Annotated in this window: 21 protein-coding genes; 5 read left to right on the forward strand and 16 right to left on the reverse strand. The window is 72.6% G+C overall.

Annotated features, from left to right (window positions below):
• Positions 1–12 precede the first annotated feature (12 nt).
• The 9 genes from IAG42_RS25710 to cobS all read right to left on the reverse strand — a co-directional run bounded on the left by IAG42_RS25710 (position 13) and on the right by cobS (position 12,410).
• The gene (locus IAG42_RS25710) at positions 13–537 is read right to left on the reverse strand and encodes a DUF4240 domain-containing protein (RefSeq protein WP_188341604.1); all 525 of its coding nucleotides are present in this window, start codon (positions 535–537) and stop codon (positions 13–15) included.
• Positions 538–616: 79 nt separating this feature from the next.
• The gene (locus IAG42_RS25715) at positions 617–1,627 is read right to left on the reverse strand and encodes a helix-turn-helix transcriptional regulator (RefSeq protein ID WP_188339326.1); all 1,011 of its coding nucleotides are present in this window, start codon (positions 1,625–1,627) and stop codon (positions 617–619) included.
• Positions 1,628–1,641: 14 nt separating this feature from the next.
• Positions 1,642–2,409 (reverse strand): VOC family protein, encoded by a 768-nt coding sequence (locus IAG42_RS25720; RefSeq protein WP_188339327.1) that lies wholly within the window; start codon positions 2,407–2,409, stop codon positions 1,642–1,644.
• Positions 2,410–2,510: 101 nt separating this feature from the next.
• Entirely contained in the window at positions 2,511–5,213 is a 2,703-nt protein-coding gene (gene aceE / locus IAG42_RS25725; RefSeq protein ID WP_188339328.1) for a pyruvate dehydrogenase (acetyl-transferring), homodimeric type, read from the reverse strand.
• Between the two features lie 261 nt (positions 5,214–5,474).
• Positions 5,475–6,098, reverse strand: coding sequence for a GntR family transcriptional regulator (locus IAG42_RS25730; RefSeq protein WP_188339329.1), 624 nt, complete (start codon positions 6,096–6,098; stop codon positions 5,475–5,477).
• A 399-nt stretch (positions 6,099–6,497) separates the two neighbouring features.
• Entirely contained in the window at positions 6,498–8,243 is a 1,746-nt protein-coding gene (gene sucB / locus IAG42_RS25735) for a 2-oxoglutarate dehydrogenase, E2 component, dihydrolipoamide succinyltransferase (protein WP_188339330.1), read from the reverse strand.
• A 105-nt stretch (positions 8,244–8,348) separates the two neighbouring features.
• Complete coding sequence (gene lpdA, locus IAG42_RS25740; protein ID WP_188339331.1) at positions 8,349–9,737, reverse strand: dihydrolipoyl dehydrogenase; 1,389 nt, start codon at positions 9,735–9,737, stop codon at positions 8,349–8,351.
• A 290-nt stretch (positions 9,738–10,027) separates the two neighbouring features.
• A complete protein-coding gene (locus IAG42_RS25745; RefSeq protein ID WP_188339332.1) occupies positions 10,028–11,551 on the reverse strand; it encodes a leucyl aminopeptidase in 1,524 nt (507 codons plus the stop codon).
• A 91-nt stretch (positions 11,552–11,642) separates the two neighbouring features.
• Positions 11,643–12,410 carry an adenosylcobinamide-GDP ribazoletransferase gene (gene cobS, locus IAG42_RS25750; protein ID WP_188339333.1) on the reverse strand — a complete coding sequence of 256 codons (768 nt, stop codon included), beginning with the start codon at positions 12,408–12,410 and terminating at the stop codon, positions 11,643–11,645.
• Positions 12,411–12,477: 67 nt separating this feature from the next.
• Here cobS and IAG42_RS25755 point away from each other — a divergent pair, with 67 nt between their 5' ends.
• Complete coding sequence (locus tag IAG42_RS25755; RefSeq protein ID WP_188339334.1) at positions 12,478–13,236, forward strand: hypothetical protein; 759 nt, start codon at positions 12,478–12,480, stop codon at positions 13,234–13,236.
• On the opposite strand, the gene IAG42_RS25760 is transcribed toward IAG42_RS25755, so the two are convergent.
• The 3 genes from IAG42_RS25760 to cobT form a co-directional block, all read right to left on the reverse strand.
• Positions 13,140–13,880, reverse strand: coding sequence for a hypothetical protein (locus tag IAG42_RS25760; protein WP_188339335.1), 741 nt, complete (start codon positions 13,878–13,880; stop codon positions 13,140–13,142). The two genes, IAG42_RS25755 and IAG42_RS25760, sit on opposite strands and share 97 nt — an antisense overlap.
• On the reverse strand, positions 13,880–15,625 hold the full coding sequence (locus IAG42_RS25765; RefSeq protein ID WP_188339336.1) for a phosphatidylglycerol lysyltransferase domain-containing protein: 1,746 nt from the start codon (positions 15,623–15,625) through the stop codon (positions 13,880–13,882). The genes IAG42_RS25760 and IAG42_RS25765 overlap by 1 nt, the downstream gene beginning before the upstream one ends.
• A gap of 136 nt (positions 15,626–15,761) precedes the next feature.
• The gene (cobT, locus tag IAG42_RS25770) at positions 15,762–16,835 is read right to left on the reverse strand and encodes a nicotinate-nucleotide--dimethylbenzimidazole phosphoribosyltransferase (RefSeq protein WP_188339337.1); all 1,074 of its coding nucleotides are present in this window, start codon (positions 16,833–16,835) and stop codon (positions 15,762–15,764) included.
• A gap of 131 nt (positions 16,836–16,966) precedes the next feature.
• Between cobT and IAG42_RS25775 the strand changes: the two genes are divergently transcribed.
• Positions 16,967–18,022, forward strand: a complete 1,056-nt coding sequence (locus IAG42_RS25775; RefSeq protein WP_317453340.1) for a class I SAM-dependent methyltransferase — start codon at positions 16,967–16,969, stop codon at positions 18,020–18,022.
• 155 nt (positions 18,023–18,177) lie between these two features.
• Here IAG42_RS25775 and IAG42_RS25780 read toward each other — a convergent pair whose 3' ends face one another.
• Positions 18,178–19,383 carry a bifunctional adenosylcobinamide kinase/adenosylcobinamide-phosphate guanylyltransferase gene (locus IAG42_RS25780; RefSeq protein ID WP_188339338.1) on the reverse strand — a complete coding sequence of 402 codons (1,206 nt, stop codon included), beginning with the start codon at positions 19,381–19,383 and terminating at the stop codon, positions 18,178–18,180.
• Between the two features lie 126 nt (positions 19,384–19,509).
• On the opposite strand from IAG42_RS25780, the gene IAG42_RS25785 reads away from it, so the two are divergent.
• Positions 19,510–19,737, forward strand: coding sequence for a hypothetical protein (locus tag IAG42_RS25785; RefSeq protein WP_188339339.1), 228 nt, complete (start codon positions 19,510–19,512; stop codon positions 19,735–19,737).
• Between the two features lie 243 nt (positions 19,738–19,980).
• Here IAG42_RS25785 and IAG42_RS25790 read toward each other — a convergent pair whose 3' ends face one another.
• The 3 genes from IAG42_RS25790 to IAG42_RS25800 form a co-directional block, all read right to left on the reverse strand.
• Positions 19,981–21,054, reverse strand: a complete 1,074-nt coding sequence (locus tag IAG42_RS25790; protein ID WP_188339340.1) for a S1C family serine protease — start codon at positions 21,052–21,054, stop codon at positions 19,981–19,983.
• Between the two features lie 95 nt (positions 21,055–21,149).
• On the reverse strand, positions 21,150–21,860 hold the full coding sequence (locus IAG42_RS25795; protein ID WP_188339341.1) for a class I SAM-dependent methyltransferase: 711 nt from the start codon (positions 21,858–21,860) through the stop codon (positions 21,150–21,152).
• An 83-nt stretch (positions 21,861–21,943) separates the two neighbouring features.
• On the reverse strand, positions 21,944–22,594 hold the full coding sequence (locus IAG42_RS25800; protein WP_188339342.1) for a DUF3043 domain-containing protein: 651 nt from the start codon (positions 22,592–22,594) through the stop codon (positions 21,944–21,946).
• Positions 22,595–22,824: 230 nt separating this feature from the next.
• On the opposite strand from IAG42_RS25800, the gene IAG42_RS25805 reads away from it, so the two are divergent.
• Together IAG42_RS25805 and pspAA are read left to right on the forward strand one after the other, a co-directional pair.
• Complete coding sequence (locus IAG42_RS25805; protein ID WP_188339343.1) at positions 22,825–23,622, forward strand: PspA/IM30 family protein; 798 nt, start codon at positions 22,825–22,827, stop codon at positions 23,620–23,622.
• Between the two features lie 39 nt (positions 23,623–23,661).
• A complete protein-coding gene (gene pspAA, locus IAG42_RS25810; protein ID WP_188339344.1) occupies positions 23,662–23,940 on the forward strand; it encodes a PspA-associated protein PspAA in 279 nt (92 codons plus the stop codon).
• Positions 23,941–24,007 lie beyond the last annotated feature (67 nt).

Consider the following 24,007-nt stretch of genomic DNA (forward strand, 5'->3'; position numbering starts at 1 on the left):
AAAGAGACGAAGCTACGGCGCCACGCCGAACCGCTCGGCCAAGCGCGGGTACAACTGCGTCAGCAAACCCGCGTCCTCAAAATTCACCGGCGCCCCCTCAGGCTCGGCCGGCGCCGGCGGAATCCCCAGATCCGCGGCGACCGCCCCGGTCAGCTCCTCGTACGCCTCGTCCGCCGCGTACCCGAGCTCCTCCCCGTCCCCGTCCACCTCCTCGTCGAACTCGCGGAGCGACTCCGCCAGGGAGTCCGGATCGTGCAGCGCCCCCTCGAAGACCTCCCGCCCCTGCCCGATCAGCCAGCACCGGAAGAAGTCGAAGGCGTCGTCACTGGCCCCGCCCAGCAGCACGTACGCCGCACCCCACAGGTCCCACCGGTACGCCCGGTTGTACCGGGACTCGAAGTGCCGGGCGAAGTCGAGCACCGCGTCGGGATCCAGCTGGAGCAGCCGGTCGACGAGCAGCTCGGCGTGGTCCTCGGGGTCGCCCTCGGCGGCCTCGCGGGTGCTGTCCACGATCTCCCAGAACTCCGTCTCGTCCATCACGGGACAAGCATCTGCCCTGCGCCGCACGGACGCACGCCGAGTGCGCGAACTCGCCGGAGCAGCACATGCCACCGGCTCACGCGTACCGCGCCGCCATGGCCCGCGCCGCCTGTCCGAGCCGCTCCCGCAGCCCCGCCGGCGCCACCACCTCCGCGTCCGGCCCCAGCGCGAGCAGCTGCGTGAACGCGACCTCCTCCGACTCCACCGCCAGCGTCACGGTGACGAGCCCCGCCCCGTCCGCCGGCCCCGCCGCGGCCACCGCCTCCCGCGCCGCCGCCCCGTCCGTGACCTGCGGCAGCCGCCGCACCCCGGCCTCCGTCAGCCGCACCACGACCTCGGCCCGCAGCAGGGCCCGAGCGAACTGCTCCGCCCGCTCCGCCCAGAACGCGGGCAGATCGAACTCCTCGTCCCGTACGAACGACTCCCCGCCCCCTGAACCCGCCTCCACCGGCTCCACCGCGTCGATCCGGTCCAGCCGGTACACCCGGAACCCGCCGCCGGAACCACCCCGCACCCGCGCCGCCAGATACCAGACCCCCGCCTTCAGCACGAGCCCGTAGGGCTCCAACTCCCGCTCCACGAGCGCCGGTCCGCAATCCGCGGAGCCGCGCCGGTAGGCGACCCGCAGCACCCGGTCGCCCCACACCGCCTCCGCGACCGCGGGCAGCAGCTCGGGCGTGCGCGGCTCGTGGAACCAGTTTGGCGCGTCCAGATGGAACCGCTGCGCCGCCGTCCGCGAGGCGTCCCGCAGCGACGGAAGGAGCGCAGCCGACACCTTGAGCCGCGCCGCCGACGCCGCGTCCTCCAGTCCCATGTCGCGCAGCGCGCCCGGCACCCCGGACAGGAACAGCGCCTCCGCCTCCCCGCGCGCGAGCCCGGTCAGCCGGGTCCGGTAGCCGCCGATCAGCCGGTAGCCGCCCGCCCGGCCCCGGTCCGCGTACACCGGGACGCCGGCCTCCGACAGGGCCTGCGCGTCCCGCGTCACGGTCCGCTCCGACACCTCCAGCTCACGGGCCAGCTCCGCCGCCGTCATCGCGGGGCGGGACTGGAGCAACAGCACCATCTTGATCAGCCGGGCGGCACGCATGCCGCCATCATGGCTCAGTCCGCGAAGCGGATCACGGACAGCGCCGCGCCCTGCGGATCGGCCAGCATCGCGAAACGGCCGGCGTCGATCGTCGTCGGCTGCACGAGCACCTGCCCGCCGGTCTCCGCGCACCGGGCGGCCGTCGCGTCGGGGTCGGTGACGGCGACGTACAGGTTCCAGTGCGAGGGGATGTCCGGCGGGAACTCGCCCGTCGACATGTCGACCATCCCGCCGAACGGCTCGTCGGCCACGGTCCACTCCGTGTACGGGCCGTCCCCGCGCCGGTGCGTGCCCCAGCCGAGCACCGACTGGTAGAAGTCCACGGCCCCCGGCCCGTCCCGGGTCAGCAGCTCGAACCAGCAGAAGCTGCCCGGCACGTTCACCGTCTGGAACCCGGCGTGCTCCAGCGGCTCCCACAGGCCGAACGCCGCGCCCGCCGGATCCTGGCAGATCGCGAGCCGCCCCTGGTCGAGGATGCCGTGCGGCCCCGACACGACGCGGCCGCTGTTGCCCCCGACCCGCGCGGACATCGCCTCGACCCCGCTCGACTGGAAGTACGGCAGCCAGGTCGCCGGCTGCTGCGGCATCCGCACCGGGCCCACCCCGGCGACCACCGGCCCACCGGTGTCCAGCGCGAAGTTCCCGTACCCGCCGGCCGAGGAATCGGCCACCGGTTCGGCCCGCCAGCCGAACAGGACCTCGTAGAACAGGCCCGCCGCGGCGGTGTCCGTGGTCGACAGGCTCGCCCAGCAGGGCGCGGACGGAGTCTTGGAGATCTTCACGGGACGCCTCCGGGCAGCGGGCGGCGGACCCGTCCATTCACGCACGCGTGCCCCGCCCCGGCAATCCGGGACGGGGCACGCGCGGTACCTCTCGGGAGGGCCTACAGGCCGTAGCGCTCGCGCGCCTCCTTCACGGCCGTCGCCTTGACCTCGCCGCGCTTGGCGAGCTGGGCCAGGGCCGCGACGACGATCGACTCGGCGTCGACGCCGAAGTGACGGCGGGCCGCCTCACGGGTGTCGGACAGACCGAAGCCGTCCGCACCGAGCGAGGACCAGTCCTGCTCCACCCACTGCGCGATCTGGTCCGGGACCTGGCGCATGTAGTCGGACACGGCCAGGACCGGGCCCTCGGCACCCTGGAGCGCCTGCCGCACGAACGGCACCCGCTCCTCGCCGCGCAGGATCGCGGCGTCCGCCTCCAGCGCGTCACGGCGCAGCTCGGTCCACGAGGTCGCGGACCACACGTCGGCGGCCACGCCCCACTCCTCGGCGAGCAGCTGCTGCGCCTTGAGGGTCCAGTGGATCGCCGTGCCGGAGCCGAGCAGCTGGATGCGCGGCGCGTTGGCGGCCGGGGACAGGCCCGCGGTCTCCGCCGTGTTGAAGCGGTACAGGCCCTTGACGATGCCCTGGTCGATGCCGTCGGCCGCGGGCTTCGCGGGCTGCGGCATCGGCTCGTTGTAGACCGTCAGGTAGTAGAAGACGTTCTGGTCCTCGTCGGGACGGGCCTCGCCGTACATGCGGCGCAGACCCTCCTTGACGATGGCGGCGACCTCGTAGGCGAACGCCGGGTCGTACGTCAGCGCGGCCGGGTTCGTCGCGGCGATCATCGGGGAGTGGCCGTCCGCGTGCTGGAGGCCCTCACCGGTGAGCGTCGTGCGGCCGGCGGTGGCGCCGACGAGGAAGCCGCGGCCGAGCTGGTCGCCGAGCTGCCACATCTGGTCGGCCGTGCGCTGCCAGCCGAACATCGAGTAGAAGATGTAGAACGGGATCATCGCCTCGCCGTGCGTCGCGTACGCGCTGGACGCGGCGATGAAGTCGGCCATCGAGCCGGCCTCGGTGATGCCCTCGTTGAGGATCTGGCCGTTCTTGGCTTCCTTGTAGTACATCAGCTGGTCGCGGTCGACCGGCTCGTACGTCTGGCCCTTGGGCGAGTAGATGCCCAGGGACGGGAAGAGGCTCTCCATGCCGAAGGTGCGGGCCTCGTCCGGGACGATCGGAACCCAGCGCTTGCCGGTCTCCTTGTCGCGCACGAGGTCCTTGACCAGGCGTACGAAGGCCATCGTCGTCGCCACCGACTGCGAGCCGGAGCCCTTGTCGAAGGACGCGAACGCCTTGTCGGCCGGGGCCGGGAGCGCGGGCAGCGGCTGCGTGCGGCGGGCCGGGGCGAGACCGCCCAGGGCCGCGCGGCGCTCCTGGAGGTAGCGCACCTCGGGGGAGTCGGCGCCGGGGTGGCCGTAGGGGACCACACCGTCGACGAAGTCGCTGTCCTTGATCGGGAGCTCGAGAAGGTCACGCATGTTCTTGAACTCGTCCGTCGTGAGCTTCTTCATCTGGTGGTTCGCGTTCTTCGACGCGAAGCCCTCACCCAGGGTGAAGCCCTTGACGGTCTGCGCCAGGATCACGGTCGGGGCGCCCTTGTGCTCCAGGGCGGCCTTGTACGCGGCGTAGACCTTGCGCGGCTCGTGGCCACCGCGCGACAGGTGGAAGCACTCGAGGATCTTGTCGTCGCTGATGAGCTTCGCGAGCTCGACCAGCGCCGGGTCCTTGCCGAAGAAGTCCTGGCGGATGTAGGCCGCGTCACGCGTCTGGTACGTCTGCACCTGCGCGTCCGGGACCTCGCGCAGCCGGCGGACGAGGGCGCCGGTGGTGTCGAGCTGGAACAGCTCGTCCCAGGCGTTGCCCCACAGCGACTTCACGACGTTCCAGCCGGCGCCGCGGAACTGGGCCTCCAGCTCCTGCACGATCTTGAAGTTGGCGCGGACCGGGCCGTCGAGGCGCTGCAGGTTGCAGTTGATGACGAAGGTCAGGTTGTCCAGACCCTCGCGGCTCGCCAGGGCGAGGGCCGCCGTCGACTCGGGCTCGTCCATCTCGCCGTCGCCGAGGAACGCCCACACGTGCGAGGCGGAGACGTCCTTGATGCCGCGGTTGGTCAGGTACCGGTTGAACCGGGCCTGGTAGATCGCCGACAGCGGGCCGAGGCCCATGGAGACCGTCGGGAACTCCCACAGCCAGGGCAGGCGCCGCGGGTGCGGGTAGGACGGCAGGCCGTTGCCGCCGGACTCCTGGCGGAACAGGTCGAGCTGCTGCTCGCTCAGGCGGCCGTCGAGGAAGGCGCGGGCGTAGATGCCCGGGGAGGCGTGGCCCTGGATGTACAGCTGGTCGCCGGAGCCGTCGCCCTCCTTCCCCTTGAAGAAGTGGTTGAAGCCGGTCTCGTAGAGCCAGGCGGCCGAGGCGAAGGTGGCGATGTGGCCGCCGACGCCGTGCTTCGAGCCGCGGGTCACCATGGCCGCCGCGTTCCAGCGGTTCCAGGCGGTGATCCGGCGCTCCATCTCCTCGTCACCGTCGATGGCCGGCTCGGCCGCGGTGGGGATGGAGTTGACGTAGTCCGTCTCAAGAAGCTTCGGCAGCGCCAGGCCGCCCGCCTCGGCGCGCTCCAGTGTGCGCCGCATCAGGTACGCGGCACGGTGCGGGCCGGCGGCCTCCGTGACGGCGTCCAGGGAGGCCTGCCATTCGGCGGTCTCCTCCGGGTCGCGGTCCGGGAGCTGGTCGAGCTCGCTCTGCTGGATGCGCATGGGGTCGGTCATAGTCGCCGCACGCCTTCCTGAGTCGAAGGGGGTGGGGTTGGGGGTGCCCTTGATGTCTTTGGCAGGACAGGGCGGGGTCCGGGTGTGGACCCGTCGGCGACTGTAACTCCCTGATCGATGATCGATCAAAGGGTGCAGGGGTAAAACCTCGCCAGAACGCGAAAGTCGGCACAAGGTGCCAGGTCAAACACCCGAAAACGCCCCGAAAGCGAAGAGGAGGGGCACCCAGTGCCCCTCCCGGGCGCTCCTCCGTATCGCAGGTCACGCGCGCGGCGCGCACCCCAGGACGTGGGTCTTCACGATCTCCGCGATGGCCGGGTCCCGGCGCCGGAACGCGGCGACGATCTCCTCGTGCTCCTCCGCGTACGACTGCTGCACCGTGCCCAGCCAGCGGATGGACAGCGCGGTGAAGACCTCGATGCCGAGCCCCTCCCAGGTGTGCAGCAGCACCGAGTTGTTCGCGGCCCGCACCAGCTCCCGGTGGAAGGCCACCGTGTGCCGCACCTGGCCGGTCCCGTCCGCCTCCTGGTCGGCCCGGTAGAGGGCCGCCACGTGCGGCTCCAGGGCCGAGCAGTCCTCGGCCAGGCGCTCGGCGGCCAGCTCGGCCGCGATGGCCTCCAGGCCGGCCCGCACCGGATAGCTCTCCTCCAGGTCGGCCGCGGACAGGTTCCGCACCCGCACGCCCTTGTTCGGCGCCGACTCGATCAGGCGCAGCGACTCCAGCTCCCGCAGGGCCTCCCGCACGGGCGTCTGGCTGACCTCCAGCTCGGTCGCGATGCGTCGCTCCACGATCCGTTCGCCCGGCTTCCAGCGGCCGCTCACGATCCCCTCCACGATGTGCTCGCGGATCTGTTCGCGCAGCGAGTGGACGACGGGCGTGGTCATTGTGGGCTCCTCCGGGAGGCCAAGGACATCGACCTCTAGACAATACGGCCGCGCCCCAGGCCAGGAAGGGCGCGAGGGCTCCCGTCGCAGGTGATGCGCGTTACGTGGCACGTTTTGCCATCGGTGCGCCCGGTGCCGGGGCCCGGCCGGACGGCCCCCGAAACGGCCCAACTCCGGCGCCCACAAGCCCCGTTGGGACCCGAACCGGCACCGATCGGCGCACCCGCTCCCGGGCCCGCGCGAGGGCCGCCGGTGGACGCCCGGTGCCCACAGGCTGAGACGCCGCCGGCCCCGGCTCCGGGCAGCACGGAGCCCCCGCCCGGAGGTCGGTCTCCGGACGGGGGCTCCGTCGTGCTGCTCAGGCGCTCCCGAGGGTCCTACAGGGCGCTCCTGAGGGTCTTACAGGCCCAGCTCGGCGTGGAACTCGCCCGCCTCGAGGATCTGCTTGACCGTCGTCAGGTAACGGGCCGCGTCGGCGCCGTCCACCAGACGGTGGTCGTAGGAGAGCGTCACGTAGGTCATGTCGCGCACGGCGATCGTGTCGCCGAGCTCCGGGTCGGAGACGACGACCGGGCGCTTGACCGTGGCACCGATGCCCAGGATGGCGACCTGGTTCGGCGGGACGATGACCGTGTCGAACAGCGCACCGCGCGAACCCGTGTTGGAGATCGTGAAGGTGGCGCCGGCCAGGTCGTCCGGAGCGATCTTGTTCGTACGGACCTTGTTCGCCAGCTCGGCGGTCCGCTTCGCGATACCCGCGATGTTCAGGTCACCCGCGCCCTTGATGACCGGGGTCATCAGGCCCTTCTCCGAGTCGACGGCGATGCCGACGTTCTCCGAGTCGAAGTAGGTGATCGTGCCCTCGTCGTAGTTCAGGCGGGCGTTGATGACCGGGTGGGCCTTCAGCGCCTGGACGGCGGCCTTGACGAAGAACGGCATCGGGGAGAGCTTGACGCCCTCGCGGGCGGCGAAGCCGTCCTTGGCCTTGGCACGGAGCTTCATCAGCTTCGTGATGTCGACCTCGATGACCGAGGACAGCTGGGCCTGCTCGTGCAGGGCCTTGTGCATGTTGTCCGCGATCGCCTTGCGGATGCGCGGCAGCTTGACCGTCTGGCCACGCAGCGGGGAGACCTCCAGGGCGGGGGCCTTCGGCGCGGCGGCGGCCGGGGCGGCAGCGGCCGGAGCGGCGGCCTTGGCGGCCTCCGCGGCGGCGATGACGTCCTGCTTGCGGATACGGCCACCGACGCCGGTGCCCTTGACGCTGGACAGGTCCACGCCGTTCTCCGACGCGAGCTTGCGCACCAGCGGGGTCACGTAGGCGCCGTCGTCCACGGGGGACACGGCGGCCGGCGCGGCCGGAGCCGGGGTGACCGGCGCGGGGGCCGGAGCCGGAGCGGCCGGGGCGGCGGGCGCGGCCGGAGCAGCCGGAGCCGCGGGGGCGGCCGGAGCCGGAGCGGCGGCGGGAGCGGCCTGGGCAGCCGGAGCGGCGGCCGGGGCAGCGGGCGCGGCCGGGGCGGGGGCGGCCGGAGCGGCACCGGCGGCACCGATCACGGCGAGCTTGGCGCCGACCTCGGCGGTCTCGTCCTCGGCGACGGCGATCTCCAGGAGAACACCGGCGACGGGGGAGGGGATCTCGGTGTCGACCTTGTCGGTCGAGACCTCGAGCAGCGGCTCGTCCTCGGCGACCTCGTCACCGACGGCCTTCAGCCAGCGGGTGACGGTGCCCTCGGTGACCGACTCGCCCAGCGCGGGCAGCACGACGTCGGTGCCGGAGGCGCCACCGGCCGGGGCGGCCGGAGCGGCGGCGGGGGCCTCGGGAGCCGGGGCCGGAGCGGCCTCGGCAGCCGGGGCGGCCGGGGCCGGAGCCTCGGCGGCGGCCGGAGCCGGAGCGGCGGCGGGCGCGCCCGTGCCGTCGTCGATGACGGCCAGCTCGGCGCCGACCTCGACCGTCTCGTCCTCGGCGACCTTGATGGAGGCCAGGATGCCGGCGGCCGGCGAGGGGATCTCGGTGTCCACCTTGTCGGTCGAGACCTCGAGCAGCGGCTCGTCGACCTCGACGCGCTCGCCCTCGGCCTTCAGCCAGCGGGTGACAGTGCCCTCGGTGACGCTCTCACCGAGCGCCGGAAGGGATACGGAAACCGCCATGGTTTCTGTTGCTCCTTACGAATGTGCAATGCGCGGCAACGCAGTGCGGAAGTCTGTGGGGTCGGTCGTCGCGCCCATGCGACAGTGCGACAGGCGGGAACGAGGTCAGTCGTGCGAGTGCAGCGGCTTGCCCGCGAGGGCCAGGTGGGCCTCGCCGAGCGCCTCGTTCTGGGTCGGGTGGGCGTGGATGAGCTGGGCGACCTCGGCCGGCAGCGCTTCCCAGTTGTAGATCAGCTGGGCCTCGCCGACCTGCTCGCCCATCCGGTCGCCGACCATGTGGACGCCGACCACGGCACCGTCCTTGACCTGGACGAGCTTGATCTCGCCCGCGGTCTTCAGGATCTTGGACTTGCCGTTGCCCGCCAGGTTGTACTTCAGAGCGACGACCTTGTCCGCGCCGTAGATCTCCTTGGCCTTGGCCTCGGTGATGCCGACGGAGGCGACCTCCGGGTGGCAGTACGTCACACGCGGCACACCGTCGTAGTCGATCGGAACGGTCTTGATGCCGGCCAGACGCTCCGCCACCAGGATGCCCTCGGCGAAGCCGACGTGCGCGAGCTGGAGGGTCGGGACGAGGTCACCGACGGCCGAGATGGTCGGCACGTTGGTCTGCATGTACTCGTCGACCAGGACGTAGCCGCGGTCCATCGCGACGCCCTGCTCCTCGTAGCCGAGACCGGCCGAGACCGGGCCGCGGCCGATGGCGACCAGGAGGACCTCGGCCTCGAAGGTCTTGCCGTCGGCGAGGGTCACGCGGACGCCGTCCTGCGTGTACTCGGCCTTCTCGAAGAAGGTGCCGAGGTTGAACTTGATGCCGCGCTTGCGGAACGCGCGCTCGAGAAGCTTCGAGCTGTTCTCGTCCTCGACCGGGACGAGGTGCTTGAGGCCCTCGACGACCGTGACGTCGGTGCCGAAGGACTTCCACGCCGAGGCGAACTCGACGCCGATGACGCCGCCGCCCAGGATGATCGCGGACTGCGGGACGCGGTCCAGGGTCAGCGCGTGGTCCGAGGAGATGATCCGGTTGCCGTCGATCTCCAGGCCCGGCAGCGACTTCGGCACGGAGCCGGTCGCGAGCAGCACGTGGCGGCCCTGGATGCGCTGTCCGTTGACGTCGACCGACGTCGGGGAGGACAGCCGGCCCTCGCCCTCGATGTACGTGACCTTGCGGGAGGCGATCAGCCCCTGCAGGCCCTTGTACAGGCCCGAGATGACCTCGTCCTTGTACTTCTGGACGGCGGGCATGTCGATGCCCTCGAAGGTCGCCTTCACGCCGAACTGCTCGGACTCGCGAGCCTGGTCGGCGATCTCACCGGCGTGCAGCAGCGCCTTGGTGGGGATGCAGCCGACGTGCAGGCAGGTGCCGCCGACCTTGTTCTTCTCGATCAGGGCGACATCGAGACCCAGCTGCGCTCCGCGCAGGGCCGCGGCGTAGCCGCCACTGCCACCGCCGAGGATCACTAGGTCGAAAACGGTGCTGGCGTCGTTCGCCACGTCACGTCCTCCATGCATGTGCGCCGTACGCCGGTCTCCAGTGACCGGGCGGCGGCTGGTGTCCGGCCGCTCTTTGCTTCGGCCCTCGGGTGGGGGCCCTGTCCTGCCGGCACCCATCCTCGCACTTGTCGAAGGAGTGCGGGACGTCGGGCCGGGGTCTGAGACGGCGGTTACACCCGAATCGACCGTGCCGGGCTCGGAGGAACCTACGGATTTCGTCGAAAGCGAACGGCCCCGGGTGCGGGTGCACCCGGGGCCGAACACGTCGGTCACCTGCGAAGAAGCCGGACTCAGCCGAGGTCGCCGGCCGCCGTGCGCTCCGCGAGACGGACCAGCGTGCGCACCGCCGAACCCGTGCCGCCCTTCGGCGTGTAGCCGAACGGGGCGGCCTCGTTGAAGGCCGGGCCCGCGATGTCGAGGTGGGCCCACGTGATGCCCTCGCCGACGAACTCCTGGAGGAACAGACCGGCGACGAGACCGCCGCCCATCCGCTCGCCCATGTTGGCGATGTCGGCGGTGGAGGACTCCATGCCCTTCTTCAGGTCGGCCGGCAGCGGCATCGGCCAGGCCGGCTCGCCCGTCTCCTCGGCGACCTCGTGGATCGACGTACGGAAAGCGTCGTCGTTGGCCATGATGCCGAACGTGCGGTTGCCGAGCGCCAGCATCATCGCGCCGGTCAGCGTCGCCACGTCGACGATCGCGTCCGGGTTCTCCTCGGAGGCCTTGGCGATCGCGTCGGCCAGGACCAGGCGGCCCTCGGCGTCCGTGTTGAGGACCTCGACCGTCTTGCCCGAGTACATGCGCAGCACGTCGCCGGGGCGGGTGGCGGAGCCCGACGGCATGTTCTCGGCGAGGGCCAGCCAGCCCGTCACGTTGACGTCGAGCTTGAGGCGGGCGGCCGTGACGACGGCGGCGAACACGGCGGCGGCACCGGCCATGTCGCACTTCATCGTCTCGTTGTGCCCGGCCGGCTTCAGGGAGATGCCGCCCGAGTCGTACGTGATGCCCTTGCCGACGAACGCGAGGTGCTTGTCCGCCTTGGAGCTCGTGTACGACAGCTTCACCAGGCGCGGCGTCGAGGCGGAACCGGCGCCGACGCCGAGGATGCCGCCGTAGCCGCCCTTGATGAGCGCCTTCTCGTCGAGCACCTGCACCTTGATGCCGTGCTCCTTGGCCGCGGCCTGGGCGACGGCGGCGAAGGCCTCCGGGTTCAGGTCGTTCGGCGGGGTGTTGACCAGGTCGCGGGCGCGGTTGAGCTCCTCGCCCAGCGCGACGGCGCGCTCGACGGCGGCCTTGTAGGCCTTGTCGCGCGGCTTGCCGCCGAGGATCGCGACCTCGGCGAGCGGCGCCTTGCCGTTCTTCTTCGCGTCCTTGGCGGACTCCTTGTAGGCGTCGAAGGAGTACGCGCCGAGCAGCGCGCCCTCCGCGATCGCACCGGCGTCCTCGGCGTCCTCGACGGGGAGGGCGAGCGCGGCCTTCTTCGAACCGGCCAGGGCGCGGGCCGCGACACCGGCGGCACGCCGCAGGGTCTCGGCGGCGAACACGTCGTCCTTCTCGGGCAGGGCACCGAGACCGACCGCCAGCACGACCGGAGCCTTGACGCCGGACGGCGCGGGGAGCTTGGTCACCTCGCCCTCGGCGCCGGCGGCGCCCAGGGTCTCCAGGACGGAAGCGAGCTTTCCGTCGAACGCCTGGTCCACGGCCTCGGCGCCCGGCGCGACGACCGGGCCCTTGTCGCCCTTCGCGACACCGACGACGAGCGCGTCGGCGCGGAGGCCGGTGGCCGTAGCGGTGCTGAGAGTCAGAGCAGTCACGGTGGTGAGGTCCCTCTTTCGTTGTCGGGGTCGGGTGGCCCGCAGGCGAGCCTACGCCGGTGTCTCACCATGTGACCCGCGGAGGGTGTACTTACAGCGCAAGTGCTATCAGAGCGGCCGTCGCCGCGACCTCGGCCAGCGCCCCGAAGACATCCCCCGTCACCCCTCCGAACCGCCGCACGCACCGGCGCAGCAGCAGCTCCGCCGCGCCGCATCCCAGGACGACGGCGACCGCTCCCGGCAGGGAGACGCCCGCCGTCACCCCGACCACGGCCACGCCCGCCAGCAGCGCGGCCCGGGGCCCGACCGTGCCGGCGACCGCGGCGCCGAGCCCTTCGGGGCGGGCCGGCGGGACCCCGGCGCGGGAGGCGAGGGTGAGGGCGAGGCGGGCGGTCACGGCGGCGACGGCGGCCGCGATCGCGCCCCGCGCCCAGGACTCGCCGTAGAGCTGGGCCAGGACGGCCACCTGGGCGAACAGCGAGAGCACGAGGGTGACGACGCCGAACGGGCCGATGTCCGACTGCTTCATGATGCGCAGCGCGTCCTCGGCGGGCTTCCCGCTGCCGAGCCCGTCGGCGACGTCCGCGAGCCCGTCCAGGTGCAGCCCCCGGGTGAGCGCGGCGGGCACCGCGACCGAGGCGACCGCGGCGAGGAGCGGGCCCGCGCCGAGCAGGGTCAGTGCCCCGCCGAGCGCGGCCGCGCAAAGGCCCACGACGAGACCGGCGAGCGGCGCGCACAGCATGCCCGCGCGGGCCGCTTCCCGGTCCCAGCGGGTGACGGTGACGGGCAGCACCGTGAGCGTGCCGAAGGCGAAACGTATGCCGTCGGGCAGGGAGGCGCGGGAGTTCACATCGGACACCGGGGGAGGTTACCCGGACAGGTCACGAGGGCGGGCGGCGCCCGGGGCCCGGCGGCAGGATGGGCCCATGGGCGACTGGTGGTACCGGAACATCACGGAGCCGGGCAAACTCCCGCTGCTGCTCGCGCTGCTGTCCTTCATGGCGACGTTCCTGATCACCCGCACCATCACCCGGATGATCCGGGCGGGCCGCGGCCCGTTCCGGAACATCACGCCGGGCGGGGTGCACATCCACCACGTGGTGCCCGGGGTCGTGCTCACCGTCGTCGGCGGGTTCGGCGCGGTCGGCAGCGGCCGGCACGGACTCGCCGCGTCCGTCTGCGCGGTCGTCTTCGGGATCGGCGCGGGCCTCGTGCTCGACGAGTTCGCCCTGATCCTGCATCTCCAGGACGTGTACTGGAGCGAGCAGGGGCGGCGCAGCGTCGAGGTCGTGGTGCTCGCCTCGGCCCTCGGCCTGCTCGTGATCGGCGGCTTCTCGCCGCTAGGCGTCAACGACATGACGGACCAGGAGCAGAACGACCGGGTCTCCCTCGTGTCGACGCTGTTCATCAACTTCACGTTCGTGTTCATCACGCTGCTCAAGGGCAAGCCGCGGCTCGCGGTCATCGGCGTGCTCGTGCCGTTCGTCGCCTGGTTCGGGGCGCTGCGCCTGGCGCGGCCCGGCTCGTACTGGGCGCGCCGCTGGTACCGGAAGCGGCCCCGCGCCCGCGCCCGGGCCGGACTGCGGGCCTATCGGCACGAGCGCCGCTGGTCCCGCTTCGACCGCGGCTTCCAGAACCTGATCGGGGGTACCCCGGACCCGGAGCGCAAGCCGCCTCCGTCCTGACGCCGCGCCCGCGCCTGCGCCGCGCACAGCAGGAGCACGGCGGCGATCGCGGCGAGATGCTCCTTGCCCGCGAGATTGGGCTTGAGCGCGCACTCGACCCCCATCGCCACGACGACACCGGCGGCCGTCCACCGGGCTCCGTAACGCACGCACACGTACACGGCGAGCCCGACGACCGCCGCCGACGGGCCCGTGTCGACGACCCGCGCGTCCGAGGCGGGCAGGCCGAACGGGCTGCCGGGGCCGAGCGCGACGCCGAGCCGCGCGTACAGGGTGCCGGTGAGCGTGGCGACGTAGGCGATGACGAGGGTGCGGGGCCGGCCCAGGCAGATCTCCGCGACGCCGAACACCACCAGGACCTGGCCCAGCGCGCCCCACACCGGCAGGTCGAGGGCCGGGACGAACAGGGAGAGCGGGGTGCGCAGCAGGGCCAGCCACCACGGGTCGGCGGCCCGCACCGCGCCGACGTCCTGTACGAACCCGTAGCCCCAGGGCCGGTTCTGCACGTACTGGCACGCGGCCGTCAGGCACACCGCGGCGAGCGTCATCGGGACCGCCCGCCACCGGCGCGCCACGAGAGCGCCCCGCACGGTGCTCAGGAGCGGGCCCCATTCGCGGTGCGCCCAGCGGCGCACCGCGGTCATCAGTGGTGCTCCAGCCGCCTGCGGCGCAGCCACGAGGGCAGGCCCGGCACCTCGAGGAAGCCCTCGGCGCGGGCCGACGCGATGCCGATGCGCGGCAGGTCGGCGCTCTTCTCGAAGAGCAGGAAGCGGGGTTCCCAGATGGGCCGGTACTTGGCGTTGGCCCGGTACAGCGATTCGATCTGCCACCACCGCGAGAAGAAGCTGAGCAGCGAGCGCCACAGGCGCAGCACCGGGCCCGCGCCGAGTCGCGAGCCACGCTCGAAGACGGAACGGAACATCGCGAAGTTCAGCGACACCTGTGTGATCCCGATCTCCGTGGCACGCTGCAGGAGTTCGATGACCATGAACTCCATCAGGCCGTTCTCCGCGTCCCGGTCACGGCGCATCAGATCGAGGGAGAGTCCGTTCGGCCCCCACGGCACGAACGACAGCAGGGCGCGCAACTCGCCCTCCCCGTCGGAGCATTCGAGCATCACGCACTGCCCGTCGTGCGGGTCGCCGAGCCGGCCGAGCGCCATCGAGAAGCCGCGCTCGGTGGCGCCGTCGCGCCAGTCGTCCGCCCGCTTCAGGAGCCGCTCCATCTCCGCCTCGGGGATGTCCTCGTGGCGCCGGATGCGGACCGTGTAGCCGGCCCGCTTGACCCGGTTGAAGGCCTGGCGGACGGTGCGCATGGCCCGGCCGTCGAGGGTGAACTCCTTGGTCTCCACGATGGCTTCGTCGCCGAGCTCCAGGGCGTCGAGACCGTGCCGGGCGTAGATCGTGCCTGCCTCCTCGCTCGCGCCCATCACCGCCGGGAGCCAGCCGTGCGCCCGCGCCTCGGCGAGCCAGGGCTCGATCGCGCCGGGCCACGCCTCCGGGTCACCGATCGGGTCGCCCGAGGCGAGGGAGACGCCGCTGACGACGCGGTAGGTGACGGCGGCCTTGCCGGTCGGCGACCACACGACGCTCTTCTCGCGGCGCAGCGCGAAGTAGCCCAGCGAGTCGCGCTCGCCGTCCTTGTCGAGCAGCACCCGCAGCCTGGACTCGTCCTCGGGGGAGAGGGGGTCGACGGCGCGGCGGGAGCGGAACGCGGCGTAGACGACGGCGATCAGCAGGGCCGTGGACAGGATGTTGATGACGACGTTGACCCAGTTCGGGGTGGAGATCCCGGCGTAGTGCGCGTCGTTCGAGGCGACCGACAGCATGCGCAGGGTGCCGTAGCGCCAGCGCTCCAGGAACGTCGAACGGTGCTCGTCGTGGGCGTGGTTGGTGACCGTCACCAGGAACGTGGCGAAGAGGGAGGTGACCAGCAGCCCGCCGACCGCGACGACCGCCGCCAGTTTCGGGTTCGAGCGGTCGCCCTTCGCGTAGAACTCGCGCCGCCCGACGATCAGCGCCGCCACGAACAGGGCGGTCAGCACGAGCGAGATCCAGTTCTGGGCGTGCCCGCGCACCTCGGGAAAGAACATCACCAGGGCGAACAGCACGAGGAACAGGCCGCTCAGCACCAGGTTGAGGATCCACGCGGCCCGCTTGCGGCGACGCATCGTGACGGCGAGGAACGCAGCCACCAGCGCGGAGGAGAAGCCGGCCGCCAGCAGGTACGGGGTGAAGTAGTTCTCCTCGTTGTGGCGGCGCAGGTCCTGCCCGAACGAGACCCAGACCGCGCTCAGCAGGTTGATGAACGTGACGACCCGGAGATACCAGACCGTGAAGCCCGCGGCGCGGCGCGAGGCGGGTGTGCTTGTCGTGACGGCTGCTCCCATGCGGGCGAGCATATTGCGGCTTTTTGTCCAGTTCGGCCAGCGGCGCGGGGCCGTTTCCGGGCGCGGCCGGGCACGAGAAAGCCGCGGGCGCGTCCGCTCGTGGGGGAGTGGACGCGCCCGCGGCTTGTCGGGACGCTCAGCTCTCGAGCGGCGGTTCAGGCAGCTCAGGCAGTTCAGGCAGTTCGGCCGCGAGGGACGCGGCGGCCTGCACCAGCGGCAGGGCCAACAGCCCACCGGTGGCCCCGCCCAGCCGGACCCCCTGATCGAGCAGCGGGTCCATCGCCATCCGGTCGAGCGCCTTGGCCTGCGCCGGCTCCCCGCTCGCATGCCCCGCGAGCCACCAGTCGGGCGCCCGGAACGCGACCCGCTGCCCCACGAGCGCGGCGGCCGCCGAGACGACCCCGTCCAGGATCACGGGAGTGCGCCGCATCGCGCACTGCAACAGGAACCCGGTCGCGGCGGCCAGATCCGCCCCGCCGACCGTCGCCAGGAGCTGCAACTGGTCGCCGAGCACCGGCCGCGCCCGCCGCAGGGCGTCCCGCACGGCCGCGCACTTGCGCATCCACGCCAGGTCGTCGATGGGGTCGCCGCCGCGCCCCGTGACGACCGACGCGTCCGTGCCGCACAGCGCCGCGATCAGCGTGGCCGCCGCCGTCGTGCCGCCCACGCTGAGGTCGCCGAGCACCACCAGGTCCGTACCGGAGTCCGCCTCCTCGTCGGCGACGGCCATGCCCGCGCGGAACGCGGCCTCCGCCTCCTCCAGGGTGAGCGCGTCCTCGATGTCGATGCGCCCGGAGCCGCGCCGCACCCGGCGGTCCTCGACGCCCTTCGGCAGCGCGTCCGGCTCGCAGTCCAGGGACAGGTCGACGACCCGTACGCCCACGTCGAGCCGCCGGGCGAGGACCGCGCCCGCGGACGCGCCCTCGACGAGCTCGCGCACCAGCTCCGTGGCGCTGCCCGCGGGCCGCTTGGACACGTCGAGCTCAGCGACCCCGTGGTCGCCCGCGAACACGACCACGCGCGGCCGGGCCACCGGCCGCACGGGCACGGCACCTTGGGCGGCCGAGAGCCATTCGCCCAGTTCGTCGAGGCGGCCGAGGGCGCCGGGCGGCACGGCCTGCCGTGCCCTGCGCTCCTCGGCGTCACGGCGGGTCCCGCCGTCGGGGCGCTCGATCAGATCGGTGAAGTCGTCGAGATTCAGCGAGCTCATTCGCCGAACAGTACCGGCCCCGCCGAGCCCTGCCGCCGGGCGGGCGACGCACCGGCTTCACAGCGTCATTGCATCGCCCTTCCCGATCCTTTACGTTCCGGTTTGTGTCGGATTGTCGTACAACGGCCCAGGTGGTGGCCGAGCGCCGCCCCGCCTACCTCAGCGAGCTCGCCCAGGGCACCGAGCGCTTCCACGAACCGCGCCGCCCCGACTGCCCCTGGTGCGGCTCCACACAGCTGCGCACCCGGCTGCGCACCACCGACCTCCTCCAGCACAAGCCCGGCAGCTTCACCGTCGACCAGTGCCGGGCCTGCGCCCACTCCTTCCAGAACCCGCGGCTGACCCCCGAGGGGCTCGACTTCTACTACCGCGACTTCTACGACGGGCTGCGTGCCGAACACGTGCGCCGCGTCCCGGGCGCCCGCGGCGACACCGCCCGCCACCGCGAGCGGGCCCGCGCCGTCGCGCGGTACATCGAACCCGAGAGCTGGCTCGACGTCGGCACCGGACGCGGGGAGTTCCCCGCCGCCGCCCGCGAGGAACTGCCCTACACCGCGTTCGACGGGGCCGACGTCGGGGCCGGGATCGCCGAGGCGCGGCGCGAGGGACGGGTCGACGAGGCCCACGAGGGGCGGCTCGCGGATCTCGTGCCGCGGCTCGCCGGGCGGTACGACGCGCTCAGCATGCTCCACCACCTCGAACACACCCCGGACCCGCGCGCCGAGCTACGGGCCGCGCGGCGCGTGCTGCGGCCCGGCGGGCACCTCCTGCTCGAACTGCCCGACCCCGAGTGCCGCTACGCGCATCTGCTCGGGCGCTGGTGGGTCTCGTACTTCCAGCCGCAGCACCTGCACTTCATCCCGCTCGCCAATCTGCGGGCCGAGCTGGCGGCGCTGGGCTTCACCGTCGTGGGGGTCGACCGGCGGGCGGCGCACGTGCCGCGGGATCTGACGGCGGCCTGTGCGCTGTTCCTGGAGCGGTGGTCGCCCCGGGCCGACGAGCCCTGGCGGACCTCGGCGCCGACCGAGGTCCAGCGGCGGGTGCGTTCCGTGCTGACCCGGGCGAGTGTCCCGGCCCTGTTGTCGGCCCGGGTCGCCGACCGAGCCCTGGCCCCCCTGATCTCCCGGAGCCCTTACGCGAACGCGTACCGGGTGATCGCCCGCCGCAACGCCGACCCTTCGTCCTGATCCGCGGGCCCGGTGGGGCTTCTCGCGCAGTTCCCCGCGCCCCTGGAGATGCGCACTTCGTGCGCGATCTCCATCGGGGAAATGCGGCGCGAAGCGCCATGCATTTCAGGGGCGCGGGGAACTGCGCGACCAGCCCCCACCCGCCGACGAACCCGTCAACCCCGCAACGGAAGCGCCTGTCCCGCCACCACAAGGAGAACGTGCTCGCACTCACCCGCGAACGCCGCGTTCAACCGCCCGAGTTCGTCCCGGTACCGCCGCCCCGACGCCGTCGCCGGCACGATCCCGGACCCGACCTCGTTGGACACGGCCACCACGACCCGCCGAGCAGCCCGCACCGCCCCCACCAGCTCGGCCACCCGCGAGCGCAGCGCCTTCTCCCCGCCGTCCGCCCACTCCGCGTCGTCCCACGCCCCGACCTCGTCCATCGCGTAGGTCAGCCACAGCGACAGACAGTCGATCAGCAGCGGCGCGTCGTCGTCCGGGTCGGTGAGCAGCGGCACCAGATCGCAGGTCTCCGAGGTGCGCCACGAGCCGGGCCGCCGCTCCCGGTGCAGGGCGACCCGCTGCGCCCACTCCGTGTCCCCGCCCCGCGTCCCGCCCGTCGCCACGTACAGCACGTCGGGGAACGCCTCCAGGCGCCGCTCCGCCTCCACCGACTTCCCGGACCGCGCCCCGCCGAGCACCAGCGTCCGGCGCGGCACGTCCGGCACCTCCTCGTACGCGCCGACGACCAGCGTCGTCCCGTCCGGCACGGCCCGTGCCCCGGCCGCCGCGAGCCGCCGCGCGAGCTCCGCGCCCGGTGGCACGTCGTGGTCGAGATGGACGGCGAGCACGTCCGTCGTGGGGCCGATCGCCCCGGCCGAGCGCAGCCGCGCCAGCGCGTCGGGCCGCCCGACCACATCGGCGATCACCATCTCGTAGGGGGTGCGCACCGCCTCCAGCCCCGAGGGCGCGGCCCCCGGCGGCAGGTACAGCAGCCGCTCGCCCTCCGGCCCCGCCACCTCGTACCCGGTGCCCGGCGCGTCCAGGGCCAGGGCCCGTACGCGATGTCCGGTGAGCAGCGCCAGCTCACGACCGTCCGGCACCCGGCCCGGGGCCGGAAGGCCGGCCGGCACCTCGACGGCGGGCCCGTCGTGCGGATGGGACAGCAGCACCTGCCGCACCCCGCCGAGGCTGTGCCCCGCGCGGGCCGCGGCGAACGCGGCGCCCGGCGTCAGGTCGAGCAGCAGCGTGCCGTCGATCAGCAGCGCCGTAGCGGCCCGCGCGTCCGGGCCGAGCGCGGCCGCGCAGGCGGCACAGGGACAGTCGGGGCGGGGCAGCCCCTCGGGGGCGCCGGTGCCGAGCAGAGTGAGTTCCACACCAAGATCCTCCCGCGCCCCCGTGACGTACGCGCGCCCGGCTAGTCTTCCAGGGACATCGCCCGGCGCACAGAGCGAGCGATGGTGACAGAACGCATCGGACATCCGGTACCGGGAGGCTGACACATGGCGGCATGGACGTGGCGGTTCGAGAAGGCCGACGGGACCGAGGTGGCTCCGGCGGTGGAGCCCGAGGAGTTCACGACGCAGGGGGACGCCGAGTCCTGGATCGGTGAGTACTGGAAGGAGCTCGCCGAGGGCGGCGCCGACCAGGTCCGTCTCTTCGAGGACACGACCGAGATCTACGGCCCGATGAGCCTGCACGCGGAGGACGCGGCCGCGCCTCAGGAGTAGCCGTCGCCCCGAGCGCGTCGCGGGCCGCCGACCGGGCCTCGGACCGGTCGGCGGCCCGCGCACGGCCTCCGGCCCGGTCCTCGCGCTCCTGGCGGGGGCGTGGCTGTCGAGGCCGGGTGTGCGGCTGACTGCCGTGGCTCCGGCTCACGTGGTTCCCCGCCCCCCCTTGCGCGGCGCGTCCGCCGAGCCGCGGGGTCGGGCGTCGTGGCTCCGCCCCGCGCGGTTCCCCGCGCCCTGGCCGGGTCAGATCTCGCCGAGGGTGACCGTCGTCTTCTTCTCGGCGCCGTCCCGCGTGTACGTCACCGAGACCTCGTCGCCGGGCTTCTCCTCGGCCAGCGCCTCGGACAGGGACTGCGCCGTCGTCACGTCCGTGTCGCCGATCCGCACGATGACGTCGCCCGGCCGGATGCCCGCCTTCTGCGCGGCCCCGCCGTCCGTCACCTCGACCACCCCGACCCCGGCCGGCCGGTACGCGTCGTCGAGGACCGAGCGGCCCTTGATGCCGAGCGCGGCCCGCCCCGAGTCCGTCACCTTCCCGTCCTTGAGCACCTGGTCGGCGACGGTCGTGACCATCGAGGACGGGATCGCGAAGCCGATGCCGGGTGCCGCGCTGCCGCCCAGGCCGGGGTCGGTCGCCGCGAGCGTGGGGATGCCGACGACCCGCCCGTCGAGGTTCACCAGGGCGCCGCCGCTGTTGCCCGGGTTGATCGCCGCCGAGGTCTGCACCATGTTCGCGATCGTCGCGCCGGTGCCGCCGCCGGAGCGGCCCTCGCTGACGGTGCGGCCCGTCGCCGAGACGATGCCCTGGGTGACGCTCGACGACAGGCCCAGCGGCGAGCCCATCGCCAGCACGATCTGCCCGACGGCGACCTTCGAGGAGTCCGCGAACTTCGCCGGCTTCATCCCGTCCGGCACCTTGTCCAGCTTGATCACGGCGAGGTCCTGCTCGGGGTACGAGTAGACGAGCTTCGCCGAGAGCTCGTCGGTGCTGTTGGCCGTCGTGACCCGGAAGGTCTTCTCGTCGCCCACCACATGGGCGTTCGTGACGATGTGCCCCTCGCCGTCGTACACGACTCCGGAACCGAGGTCCGACGACGCCTGGATCTGCACGACCGACGGCAGGACCTGCTTGATGACCTGCATGTAGTCGTCCTGGAGGCTGTCACCGGCCTTCTGCTGCGCGGCCGGTACGGCGGCCCGCGTCGTGGACCGCGCCGCCCCCTCGGACCCGGAGCACCCGGACAGCAGGATCCCGGCGCACAGCACACCGGACAGCGGAAGAGCGAGGCGCACGGTACGCGCGCGAAAGACGTTCATGCCCGGATTGTCACGTTCGTACGAGAGGGCTCGCGCGTCCTGCACCGCCGAACGAGCCGACGCCCACCGGACGCCGGCCCCTCCCCGGAGCGGTTCTAGCCCCGCACCCCGCACAGGTGCAGCAGCGCCGCCACCCGCCGGTACGGCTCCGTGCGGCCCGCCCGCTCCTCGGCGGCGAGCAGCGTCTGCAGCTCGCCCCGCTGCTCCGGCACCAGCGGGCCGTCGGCCGCCTGGTCCGTGAAGACCCGCACCCCGTACCAGGCGTGCAGCGGGGCCCCGATCCCGGCGAGGGTCGAGGTCAGCGTGTCGAGCCGGTCGGCCCGCACGTCCAGGCCCAGCCGGTTCGCGTACATCGTCGAGTCGAAGGCGCCGAGGGCCGTGACCCAGTCACCGGCCAGGCCGGGGCGCATCGCCAGCGCGTCCGCGTTGCGCACGAGCAGCGACAGGAGCCCGCCCGGGGCCAGCATCCGCGCCAGACCCGCGAGCAGCGCGTCCGGGTCCTCCACGTACATCAGGACGCCGTGACAGAGCACGACGTCGAAACTGCCGGGCAGGAAGTGCACGCCGGTGTCCCGGCCGTCACCCTCGACGAGCCGGACCCGCTCGCGCACCCCCTCCGGCTCCACGGCGAGCGCCTGGCGCGCCGCGGCCACCATCGTCGGATCCTGCTCCACACCGGTCACCTGGTGACCGGCCCGGGCCAGGCGCAACGCCTGCGTGCCCTGGCCCATGCCGACGTCGAGCACGCGCAGCCGCCGCCCCACGGGGAAGCGCCCGGCTATCTGCTCGTCGAGCTGCCGGGCCACCAGCTCCTGCCGTACGACGTTCCGCAGACCGCCCAGCTTGTCCAGCCAGGCCTGCGGGGCGTCCCCGGCGAAGGCCTCGGTGCTCAGGGCCGCTCCCCGCGCTTGACCTGGGGCTTGGGCAGCCGCAGCCGCTTCATCTGGAGCGTGCGCATCAGCGCGTAGGCGACGGCGCCCTTGCGCGGCTGGTCGGGGAACTTCTCCGCCAGCTGCTTCTTCAGGCGGAAGCCCGTGATGACCGAGTCGATGACGATCGCGACGATCACGAAGAGCCACAGCAGCAGCGCGATGTTCTGCAGCGAGCCCACGCGGACCATGCTCAGGACGAGGATGATCACCGCCATCGGCAGGAAGTACTCGGCGATGCTGAAACGCGAGTCGACGAAGTCGCGCGCGTACTTGCGCACCGGGCCCTTGTCACGGGCCGGCAGATAACGCTCGTCGCCGCTCGCGAGGGCGGCGCGCTGGCGCTCCATCGCGGTGCGGCGCTCCTCGCGCGAGCGGGCGCGGGCCTCCTTCGGCGACATCTTGGTGTTGGCCACGCTGCGGCGCTGCGACTGGGCCTCGCTGCGCTTGGGCGTGGGGCGGCCCTTGGGCGCCTGCGGGTCTCGGGTCTGCTTGGACGCGTCGGAGGCGGTCACCGGGGCCTTGTCGGCCGGCGCCTTGTCGTCCTTGGATCGGCTACGGAACACAAAAACCAAGGGTACGTGCTGGACGTGCATGGACCACAGGCCCATGGGGAACGATCCGGCAACACCCTGCGTCCATACCCGGTGACAGGGGCACGGGACCCCGAGGGGAGACGGGGGCTCCCTACTCCCTGCGCGGGACCCCGAGCAGGACGCAGTCGTCCTCGGGGATGAGCGCATCCGCACCTGAACAGTGCGGTAATGGAGACAGGACCCGTACTGTGGGTTCTGTCGCAGTGCTGGAGCTGGAGTCGGTCAGAAGGGGGCGCGCGAAGCCCATGAGCGGTGTCATGAAGCGTATGGGGATGATCTTCCGCGCGAAGGCGAACAAGGCCCTTGACCGGGCCGAGGACCCTCGCGAGACCCTCGATTACTCGTATCAGAAGCAGCTGGAGCTGCTGCAGAAGGTGCGCCGCGGCGTCGCCGACGTGGCGACCAGCCGCAAGCGCCTGGAACTGCAGCTCAACCAGCTCCAGGGCCAGTCCTCCAAGCTGGAGGACCAGGGACGCAAGGCGCTCGCGCTCGGCCGAGAGGACCTCGCCCGCGAGGCCCTCTCCCGCCGCGCCGCGCTCCAGCAGCAGGTCACGGACCTGGAGACGCAGCACCAGACGCTCCAGGGCGAGGAGGAGAAGCTCACCCTCGCGGCCCAGCGCCTCCAGGCCAAGGTGGACGCCTTCCGCACCAAGAAGGAGACCATCAAGGCGACCTACACGGCGGCCCAGGCACAGACCCGCATCGGCGAGGCCTTCTCCGGCATCTCCGAGGAGATGGGCGACGTCGGCCTCGCGATCCAGCGCGCCGAGGACAAGACCGCCCAGCTGCAGGCCCGCGCCGGCGCCATCGACGAGCTGCTCGCCTCCGGCGCCCTCGACGACCCGTCCGGACTCGCCAAGGACGACATCCAGAGCGAGCTGGACCGGCTCTCCGGTGGTACGGATGTAGAGCTGGAGCTGCAGCGCATGAAGGCCGAGCTGGCCGGTGGTTCCTCCTCGTCCCAGCAGGCGATCGAGGGCGGCCAGGGCCAGGGTCAGCAGAGCGGGCAGTCGCAGGACACTCCGCGCTTCGACAAGCAGTAGCTTCGAGAGGCCGCATCGCCTACGAGGAGGGCGCTCGTCATGATCGTACGGATCATGGGGGAGGGGCAGGTGAGGCTGGCGGACGACCACCTCACCGAGCTCAACAAGCTGGACGACGAACTCCTCGCCGAGATGGAGAGCGGCGACGAGCCGGGCTTCCGCCAGACCCTGGCCGCCCTCCTCGACGCCGTCCGCCGGCTCGGCTCCCCGCTGCCGGACGACTCCCTGGAGCCGTCCGAGCTGATCCTCCCGGCGCCCGACGCGTCGCTCGACGAGGTCCGGGCGATGCTCTCCGACGACGGACTGATCCCTGGCTGATCCCGGGCAGGTTTCCGGGAGATTCCCGTCGGACCCTCCCCACCCGGACGGCGAGCGGGGAGGGGAG

The organism is Streptomyces xanthii (assembly GCF_014621695.1).
Classification (GTDB): Bacteria; Actinomycetota; Actinomycetes; order Streptomycetales; family Streptomycetaceae; genus Streptomyces; species Streptomyces xanthii.

What these genes read in the sequence shown, in the direction of transcription:
- IAG42_RS25710 (WP_188341604.1), bottom strand. Translation starts at nt 537, where the DNA reads ATGGACGAGACGGAGTTCTGGGAGATCGTGGACAGCACCCGCGAGGCC.
- IAG42_RS25715 (WP_188339326.1), bottom strand. Translation starts at nt 1,627, where the DNA reads ATGCGTGCCGCCCGGCTGATCAAGATGGTGCTGTTGCTCCAGTCCCGC.
- aceE (WP_188339328.1), bottom strand. Translation starts at nt 5,213, where the DNA reads ATGACCGACCCCATGCGCATCCAGCAGAGCGAGCTCGACCAGCTCCCG.
- IAG42_RS25730 (WP_188339329.1), bottom strand. Translation starts at nt 6,098, where the DNA reads ATGACCACGCCCGTCGTCCACTCGCTGCGCGAACAGATCCGCGAGCAC.
- sucB (WP_188339330.1), bottom strand. Translation starts at nt 8,243, where the DNA reads ATGGCGGTTTCCGTATCCCTTCCGGCGCTCGGTGAGAGCGTCACCGAG.
- IAG42_RS25755 (WP_188339334.1), top strand. Translation starts at nt 12,478, where the DNA reads ATGGGCGACTGGTGGTACCGGAACATCACGGAGCCGGGCAAACTCCCG.
- IAG42_RS25760 (WP_188339335.1), bottom strand. Translation starts at nt 13,880, where the DNA reads ATGACCGCGGTGCGCCGCTGGGCGCACCGCGAATGGGGCCCGCTCCTG.
- IAG42_RS25765 (WP_188339336.1), bottom strand. Translation starts at nt 15,625, where the DNA reads ATGGGAGCAGCCGTCACGACAAGCACACCCGCCTCGCGCCGCGCCGCG.
- cobT (WP_188339337.1), bottom strand. Translation starts at nt 16,835, where the DNA reads ATGAGCTCGCTGAATCTCGACGACTTCACCGATCTGATCGAGCGCCCC.
- IAG42_RS25785 (WP_188339339.1), top strand. Translation starts at nt 19,510, where the DNA reads ATGGCGGCATGGACGTGGCGGTTCGAGAAGGCCGACGGGACCGAGGTG.
- IAG42_RS25790 (WP_188339340.1), bottom strand. Translation starts at nt 21,054, where the DNA reads ATGAACGTCTTTCGCGCGCGTACCGTGCGCCTCGCTCTTCCGCTGTCC.
- IAG42_RS25800 (WP_188339342.1), bottom strand. Translation starts at nt 22,594, where the DNA reads ATGGGCCTGTGGTCCATGCACGTCCAGCACGTACCCTTGGTTTTTGTG.
- IAG42_RS25805 (WP_188339343.1), top strand. Translation starts at nt 22,825, where the DNA reads ATGAGCGGTGTCATGAAGCGTATGGGGATGATCTTCCGCGCGAAGGCG.
- pspAA (WP_188339344.1), top strand. Translation starts at nt 23,662, where the DNA reads ATGATCGTACGGATCATGGGGGAGGGGCAGGTGAGGCTGGCGGACGAC.